The following is a 19,007-nucleotide window of genomic DNA, read 5'->3' as shown; positions in this document are numbered from 1 at the left end:
CAGTTGCTGGCCGGGCCGGGCCGGGCCGGCGTCTGATCGGGCCGGTCGACCTTCGGCAGGAACGCCGTCGGGTCGTCGGCCTGGTCCCGGTGTCGCCCGTCCGCGCCGCTCACCTGGGCACCGTAGCCGAACGCAGGGCCGTCGAGTCCTCGAACGCCGGGACCGTCACCCTCGAGACGGCCTCCTCCTTATAACCGAGCTGGTAGTCATCGACTGCGTCCTTGAACAACCGGACTCCCTCAGAGCTGGCGAGGGCCTGCTGAAGGGCAGCGGGGTCGCCGATTGCCACGATCTTGAACGGTGGAGAATACACCCGCCCGTGGAGCAACAGGGTGTTACCGACGCAGCGTACCGCGCTGGTCGCGAGCACGCGGACATTCATGATTGACATGGCCTCCGCCCCGCCGGCCCACAGCGCGTTGACCACCGCCTGCACGTCGCCCTGGTGTACGACCAGGTCATCGTTGCTGGCGTCCGGGTGGGCCTGGTCCGACTGCGGCGCGTCGTTCAGCTCGACCGTCACGCCGGGGCCGGCGAGCGGGGTGAAGCCGGCGGCCTGGAGGCCGCCCTCGGCGCGGTCCCGCTGGGCCTTGATCGGGCCGTCCGAGTCGGCGAGCGCGTCGGTCCGTTGCTCGACCTCGCCGCGCAGTGTGGCGGCCCGGCGCTCGCTGCCCGCCACCTGCTCGCGGCGGTCCTCGATGAGCTGGTTGAGCTGGGGCCGGCGGTCCTCGCGCAGCGCGGTGCCGTCGGCGGTGGTGGCGGAGGTGGTGAACAGCAGGCCGGCCGCGGCGGCGATCAGGGGCACCCCGATCGACCAGCCCGGTCGGCGTTGACGGGGTCGCCGGGGCAGCAGCCCGGCGCCGGCCCGTCGGAGGACCTTCTGCCAGGAGGCGGCGCCGGATGTGTACTCCACCGAGCGTTCCTTCCGCGTGTCGGGGATCGGTCCGCCCCGGCCCGGCCGGTGATACGAACAGTCCCGCCTTTTTCGGTCACTCCGTGCACCGGCCTGACCCCATTCGTGGTCCGGGCGGGCGTTCCGGACTACGCTAGCTCTCGAACATTATTGGCCATGGACCGTCGCCCCCGCGCCCGGTTGTCAGGCCGGACGAGGTCGTCACCCCCTCTGGAGAGCGTCGTGCCCAAGTCACAGGTCCGCAAGAAGAAGGTGTACACCCCGCCGACGGACGTGCGTCCGACGACGGCGGCGACGTCGCGCAAGCCTAGCCCGGTGTGGCTGCCGGTCACCGCGGTCGCCCTGATCGTCGCCGGCATCGGCTGGCTGGTCGTCTACTACCTCTCCGAGCAGGAGTACCCGGTCATGTCGTGGGGTTACTGGAACCTCGCGGTGGGCTTCGGTGCGATGGTCGCCTCGCTGGCGCTGCTCTCCCGCTGGCGTTGAGCCGGCCCCGGCGCCGAGACGCCGGAGGGTCCACGTCACCCCACGAGCCCCTGCCCGGCGGGATCGGGCGGGGCACCCTATGGTGTCCGCAGGGCGGCGTGGCCGGATGCGAGATGACTCACGTTACTGCTGGGTAACCTTGCGCGTAGGCTGCACTGCATGACCGAGCGGAGCGAGGTCATCGACCGGTCCGGTCGCGGGTGCGGCAACGGCGTGAGGCCGCTTCGCACCTGACCCGGCCCCGGTCGCCGAGCCGCTCGACAGGCAGCAGACCGGGAGGCCAACTCGATGGGCAGCGTCCAGATCGTCACCACGATCCTCGCGGCCGCCATCACCGCCGTGGCGGTGTGGCTTGCGGTGCGCGCGGTCATGAAGATGACGGCCGTCATCCGGCTCGGGCAGCCCGCGCCGGAGCGGTTCGCCGACAAGGCCGGCCGCACCAGGACCATGCTGGTGGAGACCGCCGGCCACACCCGGATGCTCAAGTGGAGCGTGGTGGGTGCGGCGCACTGGTTCGTGATGGTCGGGTTCGTGGTGCTGTCGTTGCTGGTGCTCGAGGCGTACTTCGAGGTGGCCACCACCGACGGCGGTTTGCCGATCATCGGGCACTGGACGATCTTCGGCCTGGTCACCGAGATCATCGGTGTGCTGGGTCTGGTGGGCATCCTGGTGCTGATGGCGATCCGCCTGCGCAACCGACCGAACCGGCCGGGCGGACGCTCCCGGTTCACCGGCTCGACCATGTGGCAGGGCTACTTCGTCGAGTGGATCGTGCTCCTGGTCCTGATCTTCGGGTTCGTGATCCGGGGCTTCAAGGTCGCCACCGGCCACTTCGAGTTCCCGTTCTGGGCCACCCCGGTCAGCCACGCGGTCGGTGCGGTCCTGCCGGACTGGGCGGACGGCGTCAGCGTCGCCGCCGCCATCAAGATCATTATTTCGATGACGTGGCTGATCGTCATCTCCCTGAACGTCACCATGGGCGTCGCCTGGCACCGCTTCCTGGCATTCCCCAACATCTTCTTCAAGCGCGAGCCGGCCAAGCCGGCCGGCTCCGGCCTCGGCGCGCTGCGCCCGATGACGAGCCAGGGCAAGCCGCTCGACTTCGAGGAGGCGGACCCGGAGCAGGACCAGTTCGGCGTCGCCCACGTCGAGCAGTTCAGCTGGAAGGGCCTGCTCGACTTCAGTACCTGCACCGAGTGCGGCCGCTGCCAGTCGCAGTGCCCGGCCTGGAACACCGGCAAACCGCTCTCGCCCAAGCTGCTCGTGCTGAGCCTGCGCGACCACGCGTACGCCAAGGCGCCGTACCTGCTGGCCGGCGGCGGTAAGGACCTGACCGGCGAGGAGAAGGCCACCGCCGCGCAGCTTGCCCACCTGGACGTGCTGTCGCTCGCCGAGGGCGACAAGCCGTTGATCGGCGACGCCGAGTCCGGCGGCGTCATCGACCCGGACGTGCTCTGGTCCTGCACCACCTGCGGTGCCTGCGTCGAGCAGTGCCCGGTGGACATCGAGCACGTCGACCACATCGTCGACATGCGCCGCTACCAGGTCCTGATCGAGTCGAGCTTCCCCGCCGAGGCCGGCGTGATGCTGCGCAACCTGGAGAACAAGGGCAACCCGTGGGGTGCTCCGCAGAACACCCGAGAGGACTGGACCAAGGGGCTGGACTTCGAGGTGCCCCGGGTCGGCGAGGTGGACGACTTCGAGTACCTGTTCTGGGTCGGCTGCGCCGGCGCGTTCGAGGACCGGGCCAAGAAGACCACCCGCGCCGTGGCCACGCTGCTCAACGAGGCGGGCGTGACGTTCGCGATCCTGGGTGAGGGTGAGACCTGCTCCGGTGACCCGGCGCGACGCATCGGCAACGAGTTCGTGTTCCAGATGCTCGCCCAGCAGAACGTCGAGACCCTCAACGAGGCGTTCGAGGGCCGGGAGAAGGCCAAGCGCAAGATCGTCGCCACCTGCCCGCACTGCTTCAACACCCTGGGCAACGAGTACGGGCAGCTCGGCGGCGAGTTCGAGGTGGTCCACCACACCCAGCTCCTGGCCCACCTGGTCTCCACCGGAAAGCTCACCCCGGTGCAGCCGGTCGACGGCGGGGTCACCTACCACGATCCCTGCTACCTGGGCCGGCACAACCGGGTCTTCGCGGCACCCCGCGAGGTGCTCGGGGACGCCATCGAGGGCGAACTCACCGAGATGCCGCGCAACAGCGAGCGCTCCTTCTGCTGCGGCGCCGGCGGTGCCCGGATGTGGATGGAGGAGAAGATCGGCAAGCGGATCAACGTGGATCGCGTCGAGGAGGCCATGGCCACCGGCGCCAAGACGGTCGCCGTGGGCTGCCCGTTCTGCTCGACGATGCTCAGCGACGGCGTCAACGGCAAGGGTGCCGGCGAGCAGGTCGAGGTGATCGACGTGGCCACGGTGCTGCTCCGCTCGGTCAAGCCGGAGCAGCCGCAGAGCGACAGGGACGCCGCGCCGGTCGGCGGCTGAGCAGCGTACCCCTGGATCGATGTCGATCGACGGCGGTGGCACCCCCGGGTGCCGCCGCCGTCGTGCGAGAATTCCCGCCGAGGTGAGGCGACATCAACGGCCTGCTGCTGACCACGCTGCTGCCCCTGGTCGGCTTCGTCGCGTTGACCGCGGGCAACGCGTTCTTCGTGGCGGCCGAGTTCGCCCTGGTCACGGTCGACCGGGCGGAGATCGACCGGCGGGCCGCCGCCGGCGACCAGGCCGCCCTGACGGTACGCACCGCACTGCGTGAGCTGTCCTTCCAGCTCTCCGGGGCGCAGCTCGGCATCACCATCACGGCGCTGCTCACCGGATACCTGGCCGAGCCGGCCCTGGCGCGGATCTTCACCCCGTTGCTGCGTCCGGTGGCGGGGAGCGGCGCCGAGCGGTTCACGCCCTTCCTGGCCCTGGCGCTGGCCACCCTGCTCTCCATGCTCTTCGGTGAGCTGGTGCCCAAGAACGCGGCGCTGGCCCGGCCGATGCCGGCCGCGCTGGCCACCGCCGGTCCGATGCACACCTTCTCCCGTACGTTCGGCTGGCTGATCCGGGGGTTGAACGGCTCGGCGAACCGGCTGGTGCGGGCGCTCGGTGTGGAGCCGCAGGAGGAGTTGGCCAGCGCCCGCTCACCGGAGGAACTGGGCCTGCTGGCGGCCATCTCGGCCCGCGCCGGTGCGCTGCCCACCGACACCGCGATGCTGCTGCGCCGCACCATCCGGTTCGGTGACAAGCGGGCGGCCGAGGCGATGACCCCCCGCGTGGACGTGGTGGCGCTGCGGGCCACGGCCACGGTGGCGGAGCTGCTGGAGGCGTCCCGACAGACCGGGCGGACACGCTTCCCGGTGTACGAGGAGACCCTGGACCTGGTCACCGGCGTGGCCGGTGTGCCCGACGCGCTGGGCGTGCCGTTGGCGGCTCGGGCCTCGACCATGGTCGGCTCGGTGGCCCGCGAGCCGGTGTACGTGCCGGAGAGCCTCAACCTGGACGGCGTACTGGCCGCGCTGAAGGCGGCCGGCGCGGATCTGGCGATCGTGGTCGACGAGTACGGTGGCACGGACGGCGTGGTGACCGTCGAGGACCTGGTCGAGGAGTTGGTGGGGGAGATCGCCGACGAGTTCGATCCGGCCACCGTGGACGACGCCGGTCCGGTCGAGCTGACCGTGCCCGGCGGGGAACGCACCGTGCTGGTCGACGGGGTGCTGCGGTCCGACGAGTTGGCCGAGCAGACCGGTTTCCGGCTGCCGGACGGTCCGTACGAGACGCTGGCCGGGTACCTGATGGCCCGGCTCGGGCACATCCCGTTGGCCGGCGAGACGGTCGAGGCCCAGGGCTGGGAGTTCACCGTGGTGGAGGTGGAGCGGCACCGGATCGAGCAGGTCCGGGTGCTGCGCCCGGCGGAGCCGGACGACGATGACTGAGCTGCTGGTGACCGTGCTGTTGCTGCTGGGCAACGGGTTCTTCGTCGGCAGCGAGTTCGCGCTGATCGCGTCCCGGCGGACGGTGATCGAACCCCTCGCGGCCGGCTCGAAGCGGGCCCGGTGGGCGCTGTCGGCGATGAACCAGATCCCCCTGATGATCGCCGGCGCCCAGCTCGGCATCACGGTCTGCTCGCTGGGCCTCGGTGCGATCGCCGAACCGGCGCTGGCGCACCTGCTGGAGCCGCCGTTCCACGCGGCCGGCCTGCCGGACCGGACGGTGCATCCGGTGGCGTTCGTGCTGGCGCTGGGCGTGGTGGTCTTCCTGCACACGGTCGTCGGCGAGATGGTGCCGAAGAACATCACGCTGGCCGGTCCGGAGGTCTCCGCGCTGTGGCTCGGCCCGGCGATGCTGGCGTTCTGCGTGGCGACCAAGCCGCTGCTGCTGGCCATGAAGTGGGCGGCCCGCCGGGTGCTCGCGCTGTGGCGGATCGAGGCGTCCGAGGCGGTGAAGTCGGTGTTCACCGCCGAGGAGCTGGCCGGGTTGGTCTCCCAGGCACGTACCGAGGGACTGTTGGACGCCGAGCAGCACGCGCGGATCACCGGCGCGCTGGCCCTGCACGCGCGGACGGCGGCGGACGCGTTGCAGCCGTGGTCGACGGTGGTGACGGTGGCCGAGGATGTCTCGCCGGCGTCGCTGGAGGTGCTGGCCACCCGGACCGGTCGGTCCCGCTTCCCGGTGGTGCAGCGGTCGACCCGCCGGGTGCTCGGCTTCGTGCACGTCAAGGATGTGCTCGGCTACGCCGGGCAGGGTCGTCGTGCGCCGGTGCCGGCCGAGGTGTACCGGCCGCTGGCGGTGGTGCCGCCGGAGCGTACGCTCGCCGACCTGCTGCTCGCGATGCGCCGCGAACGGCGGCACATGGTGCTGGTGAGCGACGGTCGGCGTCCACTCGGTGTGGTGACACTCGATGACGTATTGACCGCAATCGTTGGTTGATCGACCGATACCCTCGGTGTGCAAGCGGTTGCGTGACAGTGATGGTGACCGGGTTCGCCTTGATTCCGGTGCGGCGCTTCCCTAATGTGGGGCACCGACCGCTGTGGGTCGTCTGCCTCGGCCCTTCCCGCACGCGAGGCGCCCGGCGGTCGGTTGCAAAGGAGTCGATGCCGGTGGCAACCATGCCCCCTCATCGTCACGTCCCGGGGCTGTCCGCGCGGCCGGGCGGTCTGCGCCGGGTCGCCCAACGTCTGCTCGTCCTGGTCGCCGCGGCGGCCGTCGGAGCCGGTGTGCTCGCCGTGCCCGCGCAGGCCGAGCCCTCGGTCGACGAGATCGAGGCGCAGATCGACAAGCAGTGGGAGCAGTTGGAGCCCGCCGTCGAGCAGTACAACAAGGTGCGATCGCAGCTGCAGGTCAACCGCAAGAAATCGGCGGACCTGCAGAAGAAGATCGAGCCGCTGGCACTGCAGAGCGAGTTGGCCCTCACCCGGGTCGGTGACCTCGCCTCCCGCTACTACATGTCGGGTCCGTCGCAGGACATCGGCGCGCTGCTGGTCAGTGCCAAGCCGGACACCCTCACCGAGCAGCTCACCGTTCTGGACCGGCTTGCCGCGCAGGAGCGCAAGGAGGTCGCGGGTGTGCTCGCCGTGCGAGCCAAGTACGACGGCGAGAAGCAGAAGCTGGACGCGCTGATCGCCACCCAGACCAAGCAGCAGAACGAGTTGGCCGCCAAGAAGAAGCAGATCGACGCCGAGATCAAGAAGCTCGAGGCGTCCCTGCCGAAGACCACGATCAAGACCGCCGGTTGCCCGACCATCAACGGTGTCGCCAGCACCGCCGCCCAGAAGGCGATCAAGACCGCCTGCCAGCAGGTCGGCGACCCGTACGTCTGGGGTGCCGTCGGCCCGAACGCGTTCGACTGCTCGGGTCTGACCCAGTACGCCTACAAGTCGGCCGGGATCTACCTCACCCACTACACCGGCGCGCAGTGGAACGAGGGTAAGGCCGTCTCTCGGGCCGACGCTCGCCCCGGTGACCTGGTCTTCTTCTACGGCGACCTGCGCCACGTCGGCCTGTACCTGGGCAACAACCTGATGGTGCACGCGCCCCGCGCCGGAAGACCGGTGACGGTGGCCAGCCTCACCATGCCGGTCGCCGGGTTCCGCAGACCCGGCTGATCCGCCCAGGCACGACGACGGCCCCCGGTCACCGACCGGGGGCCGTCGCGGTTTCTCAGCGGGGTGCGCCCACCGGGGACGGCAGGAGCTGCACGTCGGCCAGGTTGACGTACATGATGCGGTGGCCGAACTGGATCTGCGCGTACCGGTTCTCGCCGCGGATCACCGTCCAGTCGCCGGGCGAGGACCCGTCGAACGTGCTGGCCCGGTAGTACTCGCCGGCCAGCACCGCGCCGACGGCGTACCGCTGCCCGGCGGCGAGGGTGTACTGAAGTGGGGAGATCGTCTGGTAGGGCACGCCGGCCGGGTAGGCCGCCTGCTCCGGGTACGCCCGCCCGTACACGGGGATGGTGGCCCGTCCGGGCTTCGGGGTGGCCACCACGCCCACGGTCCACCTGGCCGTCGGCGCGGACGCCGGGTTGTGGAACCAGGCGCGTTGTCCGAGGTACCAGATGGCCGTCCAGTCCCCCTGCCGGCCGGCCAACGCGTACGTCTGGCCGGCGGAGGCCCGGGCGCCGTGATCCGACACCTCCATGGTGTTCGGGGTGCCGTCCGGGCGTAGTGCGATGTCGTTGACCAGGGGCGCGTCGGCGGACGGCGCGGTGTGCAGCACCACCGACGAGGAGCCGCGCGGCGCGCACGGCACGCCGGGGGTGACGCATCCCGTGAACACCGGTTGGTTGGTGGCGGGGTCCGGGTCGATCCGGACCAGCCCGGTGGCCGGGGTGCCGGTGTCCAGTCGCGGCGCGTGCAGCAGGTCGAAGTAGTGCGACCAGTCCCAGTAGGGCCCCGGGTCCCAGTGCATCCCGCGAACGGTCGACGCGATGGTGCCGGGCACGTTGTCGTGGCCGATGATGTGCTGGCGGTCCAGCGGGATGCCGAGCCGCAGCGCGAGGTGCCGGACGAGTTTCGCCGAGGTCCGGTACATCGCCTCGGTGTACCAGGTGCCCTGCGCGGCGAAGCCCTCGTGTTCCAGGCCGATCGACTTGGCGTTGACGTACCAGTTGCCGGCGTGCCAGCCGACGTCCTTGGTCTTCACGTGCTGGGCGATGTGCCCGTCCACCGAGCGCAGTGAGTAGTGCCAGCTCACGTAGGTCGGGTCCTGAACGAGTTTCAAAGTGGTCGCCCAGCTCGCCTCGGTGTCGTGGATGACGATGTACTCGATCTTCTGCCGGGCGGGCCGGTCGGAGAGGTCGTGGTTGCCGTAGTCCCCGTCGCCGAACGCCTCGTAGGGCGCCGGGATCCATTCGCAGGAGACGGTGCGAGGGCATTCCAGCCCGTCCGGTCGGGCCAGCCGGCGCAGGCCCAGCCGGTCCAGCCAGGAACGCTCCGGCTGTACCGCGCGGGCCGGCAGGGTGATCCGTTGGCCGTCGTCGGTCACCCGGGACTCGCCGGTGCCGATCGTCGTGAAGACCTCGTCGGCGAAGGCCGCCGCCGCGTCGGCGCTGTCCGCGCCGGCGTAGCGGGCCACCGCGCCGTACCAGGTGGCCGGGTCGGTGCCGGCGCCCACCGGGGCACCCAGTTCCTTCTGGTACGCGGCCAGCAGCGCCGCCCCGCCCCGGATGTTGACGTCGGGGTCGGTGCGCAGCGACTCCGGCGCCGCGCCGGTCAGGGTGGCGGCGGTGTCCACGGTCTGCAACGCGGTGCTGGGTGGTGCGGGATCCGCGGCCTGCGGGGGCGCGGGTGCCAGCGCCGGTCGGGAGTCGTCGCCGCGCGGGTCCTCGGTGCCGGCGTCGTGGTGACCGCGCCCGGGCAGGGCGGCCACGTGGCGGGCGTCGGTCAGGTGCATCGGGCCGTAGCCGCCGCTGGTGCTCGGTGTGCCGGCGTTGCTGTCCCAGCGCGACTCCAGGTAGGAGACGCCGAGCAGCACGTCGATCGGTACGCCGTACTCCGCTGCCGCGGCGGCGTACCGCTGTTGACGGTCGACGGTGGGTGCGGCGGCGGCCGCGCCGGCGGGTAGCGGTACCCCGGTCGCGGCGGCGACCACGGCGGCGGCGAGCAGGGCGCGCCGGCCGGGGGACAGGGTTGGACGGTGCATCGAACCCCCTAGATTCCACGGACAAAGGTGAGGTCACCTTCGCGCCGCCCGGGAGTCCGCGTCAATACCTTTCCATGTATCGATGCGTTCGGAAGGAAATCTTCGCCTATGGCCGGCGACCCTCTCCGATCGGTACGGAGTGTCACGGCCGCACGGGTTGCGGATCGGTAACGGGCGTCTCTACGCTGGTCATTCGTCGGCCCGATAGCAGGTCCGCCCACCCCGGGCGGTGACGGACCGACACCGCCGAGTCGTTTCCGAACGAACCGGGGACCCAGGTTCCTCGGGGTGAATCCGCAGCCACTGCGGTAGGGCGCCGACTTCCCGCCCGAACCCGTCAGCTAACCCGGTAGGCGGTCAGGAAGAAGGAGAACGGAACCCCGGTGGCACTCCATGCCCCGCGGCCGCCGTCCGAGCGGCCGGCAGCAGCCGGCCCGACAACGATCGTGCCGCGCCCACGCTGGTCCCGCTTCACCAACGCTCTCGCCGCACTGGTCGGCGTCGCCGTCGTCCTGACGGGCAGCGCCACGGCGGCCCACGCCGACCCGTCCGTCGCCGAGATCGAGCGCCAGATCGACGCCGACTGGAACAAACTCGAACCCATCATCGAACGGCACAACGCCACCCGGGCCGACCTCGCCGTCAAGCGCAAGCAGGCCGACGCCCTGGCCGCCCGGATCGCTCCCCTGGAGCGTCAGGTCGACGCCGCGATGGACAAGGTCAGCGCCCTGGCCGTGCGCGCGTACAAGGGCGAGAACATCTCCACTGTCAACGCGGTGCTCGGCAGCCGGTCGCCGAGCGAGGTGGTCGGGCAGCTCGAGATGCTCGACCGGTTCGCGCACAACCAGCAGCAGGACGTCCGCCAGGTGGCCGACCTGCGTGACGAACTGGCCGCGCAGAAGGCGCCGCTGGACGAGATGGTGACCCAGCTGGGCCGTACCGAGGCGCAGTTGGCGGCGAAGAGGAAGCAGATCAACGAGGAGATCGACCGCCTGCAGAAGCTGCGCCTCAAGGTGTACGGCAACGGTGGCGGCGGCCCGCTGCGTCCCGCGCCCTGCCCGGCCAGCTATCCCGGAGGTGCCGCGGGCACGGCGGTCAAGTTCGCCTGCGCCCAGATCGGTAAGCCCTACGTGTGGGGTGCCGAGGGTCCGAACTCGTACGACTGCTCCGGGCTGATGCTGGCCGCCTGGGCCAAGGCCGGGGTGTCGCTGCCGCACAACGCCGCCGCGCAGAGCCGGGTGACCAAGAACGTCAGCAAGGGCGACCTGCTCCCCGGTGACCTGGTCTTCTACTACAGCGACATCCACCACGTCGGCATGTACGTCGGCAATGGCTGGGTGGTGCACGCCCCCCAGGCCGGTCAGCCCGTCAAGATGAAGAAGGTCGACGACGGCCCGATCCACAGCTACGGCCGCCCCGGCTGACCCAGCCCGGACGCCCGAGGGCCCGCCGCGATCCGTTCGCGGCGGGCCCTCGGCGTCTGCCCGGTCGTGCGTCGCGGGTCAGCGGGTCGGCCAGGTACGCCAGTGCTGCCAGGCGCGGCTGGGCGTCGGCCCCCGCTGCCCCTGGTAGCGCGAGCCGTACACCACCGAGCCGTACGGGTGCTCGGCCGGCGAGGAGAGCCGGAAGATGCACAGTTGGCCGATCTTCATGCCCGGCCAGAGCGTGATCGGCAGGTTCGCCACGTTGGACAGCTCCAGCGTCACGTGCCCGGAGAAGCCCGGGTCGATGAAGCCGGCGGTGGAGTGGGTGAGCAGACCGAGTCGGCCCAGTGAGCTCTTCCCCTCGAGCCGGCCGGCGAGCTGGTCGCCCAGCGAGATGACCTCGAGCGTCGAGGCGAGCACGAACTCCCCCGGGTGCAGGACGAACGGTTCGCCGTCGGGCACCTCGACCACCGAGGTCAGGTCGTCCTGCTGCATCGCCGGGTCGATGTGGGTGTAGAGGTGGTTGTTGAAGACCCGGAACAGCCGGTCGAGTCGTACGTCAATGCTGGACGGTTGGACCAGCATGGGCTCGAAGGGCTCCAGGCCCAGCGTGCCGGCCTTGATCTCGGAGACCAGGTCGCGGTCGGAGAGCAGCATCGGACCACCATAGCGGCGTCTCGCGCGGCGCCCGGATTCGGTGCCGGTGACCAGCGCGTCGAGGTCGCTGCTCGTACATTTGTTCGATAGAATGCCCGCATGGCTTCCTGGTCCGAATTCGCCGCCGACGAGCCCCGCCTCGCCGACGGGATCCGCGTTCTCCTGCAGCAGTACGGGCCGGGCTTCGGCTACCTGGCCACGGTCCGCGCCGACGGCGGGCCCCGGGTCCACCCGGTCTCCCCGGTCATCACCGACGAGGGTCTGTTCTGCTTCGTCATCGACTCTCCGAAGCGCCGTGACCTCGAACGCGACGGCCGCTACGCGTTGCACTCGTTCCCGCCGGAGGAGAGCGACGACGAGGCGTACGTGGCGGGTCGCGCCCGTCCGGTGACCGATCCGGCCCAGTTGGCCCGGTTGGCGCAGGGTGCCCGAGCCGAGCCGCACGCCGACTGGCGGTTGTTCGAGTTCACCGTCGACGTGGCGATGCTGACCCGCCGCGAGCAGCACATCGCCGGCGTCCCGGGGGTGCCGCCGGGGCGGCCGGCCGTCCGGGTGTGGCTCGACCCGCAGGCTCCGCCGGCGCCGGTCGCGCCGGCCGCCGTACCGCAGACGCGCCCGACCCGTCTCAGCCGTGACGTTCAGTGCACGGCCGCCTGACCGCGGCCCGGTCCTGGGGAAAAGCCGGTGCCGGCTCCGTCATGACGGAGCCGGCACCGGCTGTACGCGGGAAAGCTACGCCGCGCGGTACGCGTTCCAGGCGGTCAGCATGCGGCTGGCCTGGCCCGGCGTGAACTGGTACATGCACGAGTCGTAGGTGTAGTCCATGAAGTTGGTGATCGGGTCCAGCCCGGTTGCCGAGCAGGTGTCGCGCCCGGTCGGGCACTGGTACGCGGGCGACGCCTCGGCCGGGGTGTCGCTGACGCTGTCGCCCGAGCCGCCGCAGCCGCCCTGGAAGGTGTGGTAGAGGTTCAGCCAGTGGCCGACCTCGTGGGTGCCGGTGTCGCCCTGGTTGTAGTTGGTGGCGGTGCCGCCCGGCAGCGACTCGTTGAGCGCGACCACGCCGTCGGTGCTGGCGAGCTTCCGCTGCGGGAAGGTCGCCCAACCCAGCAGGTCGTCGCTCAGTTCACCCAGGTAGATGTTGAGCGTGTTCTTGCCGCCGACCCGCAGTGCGGACTTCATCGACCGCTCCGCCGACGAGCCGTAGACGATCGGGTACCACGACGGGTTCGTCACCCGGTTGATCGAGTCGAGTCGGAAGGCGAACGCGGTGGCCGCACCACCGGTCGCGCCGGCGTACGCCTGGTTGAGCACGCTGATCTGCGAGGTGATCATCGAGTCAGGGATGTTGCCGCCGGCCCGGGTGCTGTTCTCCTGGATCACGTGCACCACCACCGGGATGGTGACCGTGGCCAGCGCCGTCGCGCCGGCGCCGGTGCGGAAGTTGGCGCGCTCGCGCAGCGCCGCCGCGAGGTCGGCGTCCCGCTCACGGACCTGCTTCGCGGTCAGCTCGTTCGGGTCGTGCAGGGCCGCGGCGCCCGGCTTGACCCGGGCGTTGGTGTGACTGTCGGCTGGCTCCGCGCAGGCGCCACCGGGCGCTGCGGAGACGGCCGAGGCAGCCGGAACGACGCCCACGGCAGCGGTGCTGAGCAGCAACGCGAGGGTCGTCGACGCGACACCGGCGGCACGCCGGGTCAGCAGGTTGGGACGGAGTCCCATGGGCCCACCTCTTTCTGGCGGCGCGGCAGGGGGTGTGTCACGCCGTGGCTGGGAACGTGTGGCAGACGTTACAACCCATCGACGTATTTGAGAACGGCCATATGTTGCCGTCTGGAAACTTCTCCCTGCATGCGTGCCGCGGGGGTACCTGGGTGCACCGGCTGGGTGACTCGGGTACAGTGGTCCCGCCTGCGGGTGTAGTTCAATGGCAGAACATCAGCTTCCCAAGCTGACAGTGCGGGTTCGATTCCCGTCACCCGCTCCAGCACATGAAGGCCCTGGCCGGGACGTGAGTCCTGGACCAGGGCCTTCGTGCCGTCAGGAGAGCCGAAACCGGCCGTGGGCCATTAGCGGGCCATTACCTCGTCTCGGTCGCTGGTTCGCCACCTTCGGCGGCCCGCTTCGGCTTGCGCTTGCTTGGCTTGCGCCGGGCCGCCTTGACTGCCTTGTCGATCGCGTCGGCGATGCCCTGGTCTGCCTCCCGGTTGGCGTGCTGATAGATCAGCGCGGCACGCGGGCTGTCGTGCCTCATCCGCGCCATGATGTCGCGCAGGCTCGCGCCAGGTGCCCGGGAGGGGAGGGTGTACCCGGTGTGCCGCAAGTCGTGAAAATGCAGCCCGGACGCGCCGATCGCCTTGACCGCCTCGGGCCACTTGACCAGCTTGTTGAAGTTGCCACGCCAGAGGTTCCGGCCGCTATCACCGGTGAACACGAACGCCTCGGACGCTTCGTCGACGTGGCTGCCCATATGCTGTTTCAGCGCGGGTAGAGCGGCCTTCGGTAGCGCGATGGTCCGTACACCGGCCCGCGATTTCGGCGGACCGAGAATCAAGCCGGTTCCCCGATGCTCTACGAACGCCTGCCGCCAGTCGTTCCGGGAACCATGTGTATTCGACGCGAATTAATCGTCGGATTGGGTGGCTGGATGGCGCTACCCGCCTCGGAAGACGCGGAACCACTCATAGCTGCCAACGTTCTTGCGGCAGGATACTTCATTCCGGAAATCGGCCTGTTTTGTCGGAAACGGCCGCTGCAAAGCACGGCGAAAAACGCTCATGTAGACGAGGCAGAGCGCCGAACGAGATTCGCTGTCATTGAGTTCAGGGCGCGAGCACTTATCGCGATGCAAAGGCGAATAATAAACAACGGATAGCGATGGATCTTGGCTGTGCATGTGCGCAGCGCAGGCAGGGCGGCGGTGCGGCGGGCCATGGTTGGGATAGGGCGTCGGGGAGGATCGGTACAGAATCCTCCCCGACCCCCTATCTGGACTGGTTGGTGCGCACCCAGGGCTATTGCGTAGTCCGTTTTCGCAGGCCAGCTCCAGCGCAGCCCTCGTCGTGGCGGTCCCGGTTTATCGGCCTACGGAGCTACGGGCCTTCGGTCGCACCACTTCAGCTTCGGTGCCCAGCCGAGCCGACCACCTGCACCGGACGGTTGACCGCGAGTTCCCGCAGGTCAGCCGGCACTCAAGCGACTACGCAATAGCCCCGGTGCCAGCCGGCGCGGTCTAGCGCCGCACTGGAGCACGATTGGCAGCCCCAGCAGCAGGCTGAGGCTGAATTGCGGGAGCGGCCCCCGCATCCCGTGCGGTATCGGCGATAAGCAAGCCACCAGCCACCGTGGATGCGATCCCAGCCGAAATAAATACGGGATTTCCGGTTTTAGCCCCCTCTCGGATAAGGGCAGCGCCACTTACGACCATGCTAGACCCTGATAGGGTTTTTGCGGCAGTTTTGATGGAATCTGAGGGAGGCATTCGATATCCCTTCGGTAGCATCAACAATACTCGGCCATATTGAAAATTTCTGCACATTCCGGACGTCGGCACCTGCCGCCCCAGCGCTAGTGCACTTCGGGTGTCTTCCGTGCTCCAAGCAGGCGGCGCTGCTTCCGCCCTGACCGGCGCACTAACTAGAGAAACGTTGCTGCGTCAGTGTTGGTTCAATCGGGGTGCGAGCGTCGGAACCTGTCAAGTCAGGTGAGACGTTTTCGTGGTCAGGTGTTCTGTAGATCTGTGTGGGCTGAGCTGCTGGTTTGTTGATCCACACGGTGTCGGGCAGGGTCGGGGGTCGGAGGCGGCGGGTGAACCGGTCGGGGTGGGGCTCGCCAGGCGGCGTCGAGGGTGTGGCCTGCCGCTGGTCGTGCACGTTGCCGGCGGACCACCGCGGCGACCAACAAGGCCGAGTCCTGCAAGTGACCATCCGAACTCGACACTCAGATGATCACAGTCTCTGACAGGTTCGCCGGCCGCACGACCGGCCCGGTCCTCCGCATCATCGCAATGCTAGGGCAGGTGTATCGACGCGGCTAGGCTGGCGATCATGCGGATTGGCATCGTGATCCTGCCGGATCAGCGTTGGGCGGAGTCGAGGCGTCGTTGGCGACAGGCCGACGAGTGGGGCTTCGACCACGCCTGGACGTACGACCACCTGGGCTGGCGGGACCTGGTCGATGGCCCGTGGTTCGACTCGATGGGCACGTTGACCGCCGCCGCGACGGTGACCGAACGGATCCGGTTGGGCACCCTGGTCGCGTCGCCGAACTTCCGGCACCCGGCTGCGTTCGCCCGCCAGATCACCACGGTGGACGACGTGTCGGGCGGCCGGTTGCTGCTGGGCCTGGGTGCGGGCGGTATCGGTTTCGATTCGGCGGTGCTGGGCGGCGAGACGTTGCCGCCGCGCCAGCGGGTCGACCGGTTCGCCGAGTTCACCGAGTTGCTGGATCTGATCCTGCGGGAGGACGGCACCACCTGGCGGGGTGAGTGGTTCGCCGCGGTGGACGCGCGCAACAATCCCGGCTGCGTGCAGCAGCCCCGGGTGCCGTTCGTGGTGGCCGCCAACGGGCCGCGGTCGATGCGGCTGGTGGCCCGGTTCGGTCAGGGGTGGGTGACCACCGGCACCGGCGACGACGATGATCTGGACAGCTGGTGGGCCAGCGTGTCGGCGCTGTCCGCGCGGATGGACCGCACGCTGGACGAGGCGGGCCGCGACCCGGCCACTCTGGACCGTTATCTGTCGCTGGACGCGGCGCCGATGTTCTCGCTGAGCAGCGCGCAGTTCTTCGCCGACCAGGTCGGCCGGGCCGCCGATGTGGGCTTCACCGACGTGGTGACGCACTGGCCGCGTGCCAGCAGCTGGTACGCCGGTGACGAGGCCGTCCTGGCGGACGTGGCCACGCGGTTGCTGCCCGAGCTGCGGGGCTGAGGCCGCACCCTCAGGTGCCGAGGTCCCCGCTGGCCACGCCGCCCTCGCCACCGGAGACCAGCCGCAGCCGCAGGCAGACGATGGGTGTGTCGCCGTCGACGGGGGTGCCGAGCCGCGCCCAGTAGGCCGCGTGCCCGGCCCGCCACTCCTCGATCGAACGGTCGCCCTCACCCTCGGCGCGGGCGAAGTCCCACGGCACCTCGGCGAAGCGGACCACCTCGACGCCGGTGATCTCGACGACGCCGGCCAGCGCGTCGTCGTCGTCGACCAGGGCCAGCCGTTCACCGACCCGCTCCAGTTCCTCGCCCTCTTCGGCGTACTCGGCGAGCCGGCCGGCGGTGGCGGTCTTCACGCCGGCCAGCACGAGGGTGTTCAGGGTCGCCCGCAGCTCGCCGGGGGTGCCGAGGGCGAGGGTGCGCAGTTCACCGATCCGAGGCCACATCCTGCCGAGGCTAGGCCAGCGCGGCCCACCCCGCCGCCGCAATTCGCCCGGCCCTGCTCAGATGAGCTGTCCGGCGTAACCGGCGGCGGCGAGCAGCCGCTCGTCACCGCTGGCCGCGTGCGCGTCGAGGACGGCGTCGGCCAGCTTGACCACGTGTTCGTCGCCGTGGCGGGCCGCGCGGGCGAAGACCTCCGCCGGGGTCGCGGTGGTCACGGTCGGTGGCGCGATCCCGGCGGTCGGGGCGTACACCGAGGTCATGGCCGCCGTCGCGGCCCAGGCCGCGGCGAGACTCGGCGCCCACAGCGCCCGGTCCAGTGCCGGCAGGGTACGCAGCACCGCGGTCGGCGCGGTGACCGCGTGTACGAGCATGACCGGCGACGCGTGCCCGTAGCGCAGATAGTTCAGGCCGGCCCGGTGCACCAGCGTGGTGAGCCCCTGCTGCGCCTCGGCCGGGGTCCGCGCGGGGCGCAGCGCCGTCAGCGCCGGATCCCAGCGGGGTACGCCAGCCAGCTGGCCCAGCCGATCGCGGACGCCCCCGGTCTGGTCGTCGATGCGGGGCACCCCGGCCAGCGCGGCGTCGACGTCCAACTCTCCCCGGTCGACGGAGGGGCCGTCGAGGAGTCGGTCGGCGCCGGGGACGGGCTGCCAGCGGGCCGCCCAGTAGCCGAGCGCCTGGGCGAGTTCGGTGATCCGGCGCGGGTTGGTGTCGTCGGCTTCGAGCGCGCGTACGGCATGCCCGACGCGGATCACGCCGTGGGTGGCGCCGGCGGCGATGCCGGGCAGCAGGCGGGGCCACCAGGTGCCGAGCACGTCCCGCCACGGGTGTTCGCGCAGCTGCCGGTCGAAGTACGCCAGCCAGTCGCCGGCCCGTTTCTCGTCGCCGAGCGCGGCCCGCCAGTCGTCGATGGGGTGGAGGCCCCGGGGCAGGTCGTCGAGCCGACCGAGGTAGTCGTCGAGCCAGCGGTGCACCCGCTGCTGGTGCCCGTGTCGGGCCAGCGCCTCGACGGCCATGGGTCCGTGGTTGGAGAGCCAGCCATCGTATTCGGGGCCGGTGCGGTGCAGCCGTTCGTACGCCTCGTCGAGGATTCCGTCACTCATACCTCGATCGTCGACGGTGAACCAAGGTTCAGGTCAACCCGGCAGATCCGCCCCGCTGATCAGGCCGGTGATCCGGAACGCGGCCGCGACCTCGGGCGGGCAGTCGAGGGCCACCACGGCGGCACCGAGCACCTGGGCGCCGCGCGCCGCACAGATGTCGTGGAGGGCGTGGATCTGCGCCCCCGTGCGGACCCAGTCGTCCACCACCAGGACCCGGTCGTCGGGGCCGAGGTGCCGCTCCCGTACGGCCAGGTCGACCCGCCGACCCCGGTAGTCCGGAGGGCTCTGTGCCCAGGTGAGCGGACCGGCGGGCAGTCGTCCGTCGCCGGGCTTGTACGCGGCCACGAAGCCGACGCCGAGGGCGGTGGCCGCCAACGGGCCGAGCAGCAGGCCGGTGACCGCCGGGGCGAGCACCACGGTCGGCCGGGCGGCCCGGTACGGCGCCACCAGGGCCGGTCCCAGTTCCGCCAGCACGGCGGGGTCACGCCACCAGCCGGAGATGTCGCTGACCAGGTGGCTGGTGCCCGGCCCGGGGTCGATCCACCGGAACAGGGCGGCCAGGCGTCCGGTCAGGTCAGCGGGCATCCGTCCATCCTGCGGCACGAGCGCTCGGGGCGTCCGCACCCGGGCCGGTTGACCCATGCCGGCTCGTATGATCGGCTATAGGTACCAGGGCAAATCCGGGCATACCACAATGATCACGTTGACTTCGGAAGTGCTTCTCTCGTTACGGTCCGACCCGGTTTGTTCAGTCGACGAAAGGACCGGGCTGGTGGTTGGAAAGCACTCCCGTACCCGCATCTTCTCCTCCCCGGCGGGCATCGTGGCCACCGCGGCGGTCGGCGTCGCCCTCGCCGTCGGAGGCACGTTCGGTGCCGTCCAGCTGACCTCCGGCTCCGGACAGTCGGAGCAGGCGGCTCTCGACTTCACCCCGA

General features: G+C 70.4%; 16 protein-coding genes, 1 tRNA gene, 1 pseudogene and 1 riboswitch. Of the genes and pseudogenes, 10 read left to right on the top strand and 8 right to left on the bottom strand.

Annotation, left to right across the window (positions count from 1 at the left end):
* Nucleotides 1-109 precede the first annotated feature (109 nt).
* On the bottom strand, nucleotides 110-913 hold the full coding sequence (locus tag F8271_RS20880; RefSeq protein ID WP_151491520.1) for a DUF881 domain-containing protein: 804 nt from the start codon (nucleotides 911-913) through the stop codon (nucleotides 110-112).
* 222 nt (nucleotides 914-1,135) lie between these two features.
* Here F8271_RS20880 and F8271_RS20875 point away from each other — a divergent pair, with 222 nt between their 5' ends.
* The 5 genes from F8271_RS20875 (at nucleotide 1,136) to F8271_RS20855 (ending at nucleotide 7,491) form a co-directional block, all read left to right on the top strand.
* Nucleotides 1,136-1,399 carry a cell division protein CrgA gene (locus tag F8271_RS20875; RefSeq protein WP_151491519.1) on the top strand — a complete coding sequence of 88 codons (264 nt, stop codon included), beginning with the start codon at nucleotides 1,136-1,138 and terminating at the stop codon, nucleotides 1,397-1,399.
* 288 nt (nucleotides 1,400-1,687) lie between these two features.
* Nucleotides 1,688-3,886: a (Fe-S)-binding protein gene (locus F8271_RS20870; protein ID WP_151491518.1), complete on the top strand. Its 2,199-nt coding sequence runs from the start codon at nucleotides 1,688-1,690 to the stop codon at nucleotides 3,884-3,886.
* A 119-nt stretch (nucleotides 3,887-4,005) separates the two neighbouring features.
* Complete coding sequence (locus F8271_RS20865; RefSeq protein WP_151491517.1) at nucleotides 4,006-5,319, top strand: hemolysin family protein; 1,314 nt, start codon at nucleotides 4,006-4,008, stop codon at nucleotides 5,317-5,319.
* Entirely contained in the window at nucleotides 5,312-6,313 is a 1,002-nt protein-coding gene (locus F8271_RS20860) for a hemolysin family protein (RefSeq protein ID WP_151491516.1), read from the top strand. The genes F8271_RS20865 and F8271_RS20860 overlap by 8 nt, the downstream gene beginning before the upstream one ends.
* A gap of 167 nt (nucleotides 6,314-6,480) precedes the next feature.
* The gene (locus F8271_RS20855; RefSeq protein ID WP_151491515.1) at nucleotides 6,481-7,491 is read left to right on the top strand and encodes a C40 family peptidase; all 1,011 of its coding nucleotides are present in this window, start codon (nucleotides 6,481-6,483) and stop codon (nucleotides 7,489-7,491) included.
* Between the two features lie 55 nt (nucleotides 7,492-7,546).
* Here the strand turns inward: F8271_RS20855 and F8271_RS20850 are convergent, their stop codons facing one another.
* Nucleotides 7,547-9,529 carry an N-acetylmuramoyl-L-alanine amidase gene (locus F8271_RS20850; protein ID WP_151491514.1) on the bottom strand — a complete coding sequence of 661 codons (1,983 nt, stop codon included), beginning with the start codon at nucleotides 9,527-9,529 and terminating at the stop codon, nucleotides 7,547-7,549.
* A 234-nt stretch (nucleotides 9,530-9,763) separates the two neighbouring features.
* A riboswitch (cyclic di-AMP (ydaO/yuaA leader) is annotated at nucleotides 9,764-9,899 on the top strand.
* Nucleotides 9,900-9,975: 76 nt separating this feature from the next.
* Between F8271_RS20850 and F8271_RS20845 the strand changes: the two genes are divergently transcribed.
* Nucleotides 9,976-10,953 carry an NlpC/P60 family protein gene (locus F8271_RS20845; protein ID WP_225854661.1) on the top strand — a complete coding sequence of 326 codons (978 nt, stop codon included), beginning with the start codon at nucleotides 9,976-9,978 and terminating at the stop codon, nucleotides 10,951-10,953.
* A gap of 78 nt (nucleotides 10,954-11,031) precedes the next feature.
* Here the strand turns inward: F8271_RS20845 and dcd are convergent, their stop codons facing one another.
* Nucleotides 11,032-11,610 carry a dCTP deaminase gene (gene dcd, locus F8271_RS20840; RefSeq protein WP_151491512.1) on the bottom strand — a complete coding sequence of 193 codons (579 nt, stop codon included), beginning with the start codon at nucleotides 11,608-11,610 and terminating at the stop codon, nucleotides 11,032-11,034.
* Nucleotides 11,611-11,709: 99 nt separating this feature from the next.
* Between dcd and F8271_RS20835 the strand changes: the two genes are divergently transcribed.
* Nucleotides 11,710-12,267 carry a pyridoxamine 5'-phosphate oxidase family protein gene (locus F8271_RS20835; protein ID WP_151491511.1) on the top strand — a complete coding sequence of 186 codons (558 nt, stop codon included), beginning with the start codon at nucleotides 11,710-11,712 and terminating at the stop codon, nucleotides 12,265-12,267.
* A gap of 75 nt (nucleotides 12,268-12,342) precedes the next feature.
* Here the strand turns inward: F8271_RS20835 and F8271_RS20830 are convergent, their stop codons facing one another.
* A complete protein-coding gene (locus tag F8271_RS20830; protein WP_151491510.1) occupies nucleotides 12,343-13,326 on the bottom strand; it encodes a zinc metalloprotease in 984 nt (327 codons plus the stop codon).
* Nucleotides 13,327-13,517: 191 nt separating this feature from the next.
* On the opposite strand from F8271_RS20830, the gene F8271_RS20825 reads away from it, so the two are divergent.
* A tRNA-Gly gene (locus F8271_RS20825) sits at nucleotides 13,518-13,591 on the top strand.
* Between the two features lie 93 nt (nucleotides 13,592-13,684).
* On the opposite strand, the gene F8271_RS20820 is transcribed toward F8271_RS20825, so the two are convergent.
* Nucleotides 13,685-14,158 (bottom strand): tyrosine-type recombinase/integrase, encoded by a 474-nt coding sequence (locus tag F8271_RS20820; protein WP_225854660.1) that lies wholly within the window; start codon nucleotides 14,156-14,158, stop codon nucleotides 13,685-13,687.
* A gap of 1,492 nt (nucleotides 14,159-15,650) precedes the next feature.
* Between F8271_RS20820 and F8271_RS20815 the strand changes: the two genes are divergently transcribed.
* On the top strand, nucleotides 15,651-16,532 hold the full coding sequence (locus F8271_RS20815; protein ID WP_151491509.1) for an LLM class flavin-dependent oxidoreductase: 882 nt from the start codon (nucleotides 15,651-15,653) through the stop codon (nucleotides 16,530-16,532).
* Between the two features lie 10 nt (nucleotides 16,533-16,542).
* On the opposite strand, the gene F8271_RS20810 is transcribed toward F8271_RS20815, so the two are convergent.
* From F8271_RS20810 to F8271_RS20800, 3 genes are read right to left on the bottom strand one after another with little or no spacing between them, the layout of a single operon-like run.
* Nucleotides 16,543-16,974: an ASCH domain-containing protein gene (locus F8271_RS20810; RefSeq protein ID WP_151491508.1), complete on the bottom strand. Its 432-nt coding sequence runs from the start codon at nucleotides 16,972-16,974 to the stop codon at nucleotides 16,543-16,545.
* A 57-nt stretch (nucleotides 16,975-17,031) separates the two neighbouring features.
* Nucleotides 17,032-18,072 carry a questin oxidase family protein gene (locus tag F8271_RS20805; protein ID WP_151491507.1) on the bottom strand — a complete coding sequence of 347 codons (1,041 nt, stop codon included), beginning with the start codon at nucleotides 18,070-18,072 and terminating at the stop codon, nucleotides 17,032-17,034.
* Nucleotides 18,073-18,105: 33 nt separating this feature from the next.
* Nucleotides 18,106-18,657, bottom strand: coding sequence for a phosphoribosyltransferase family protein (locus F8271_RS20800; RefSeq protein WP_151491506.1), 552 nt, complete (start codon nucleotides 18,655-18,657; stop codon nucleotides 18,106-18,108).
* A 187-nt stretch (nucleotides 18,658-18,844) separates the two neighbouring features.
* On the opposite strand from F8271_RS20800, the pseudogene F8271_RS20795 reads away from it, so the two are divergent.
* A pseudogene (locus F8271_RS20795) lies at nucleotides 18,845-19,007 on the top strand (septal ring lytic transglycosylase RlpA family lipoprotein); the annotation flags it as partial.

The sequence above is a fragment of the Micromonospora sp. ALFpr18c genome (assembly GCF_008868155.1).
Classification (GTDB): domain Bacteria; phylum Actinomycetota; class Actinomycetes; order Mycobacteriales; family Micromonosporaceae; genus Micromonospora.
This window is presented reverse-complemented; position numbering and strand designations above follow the sequence as displayed.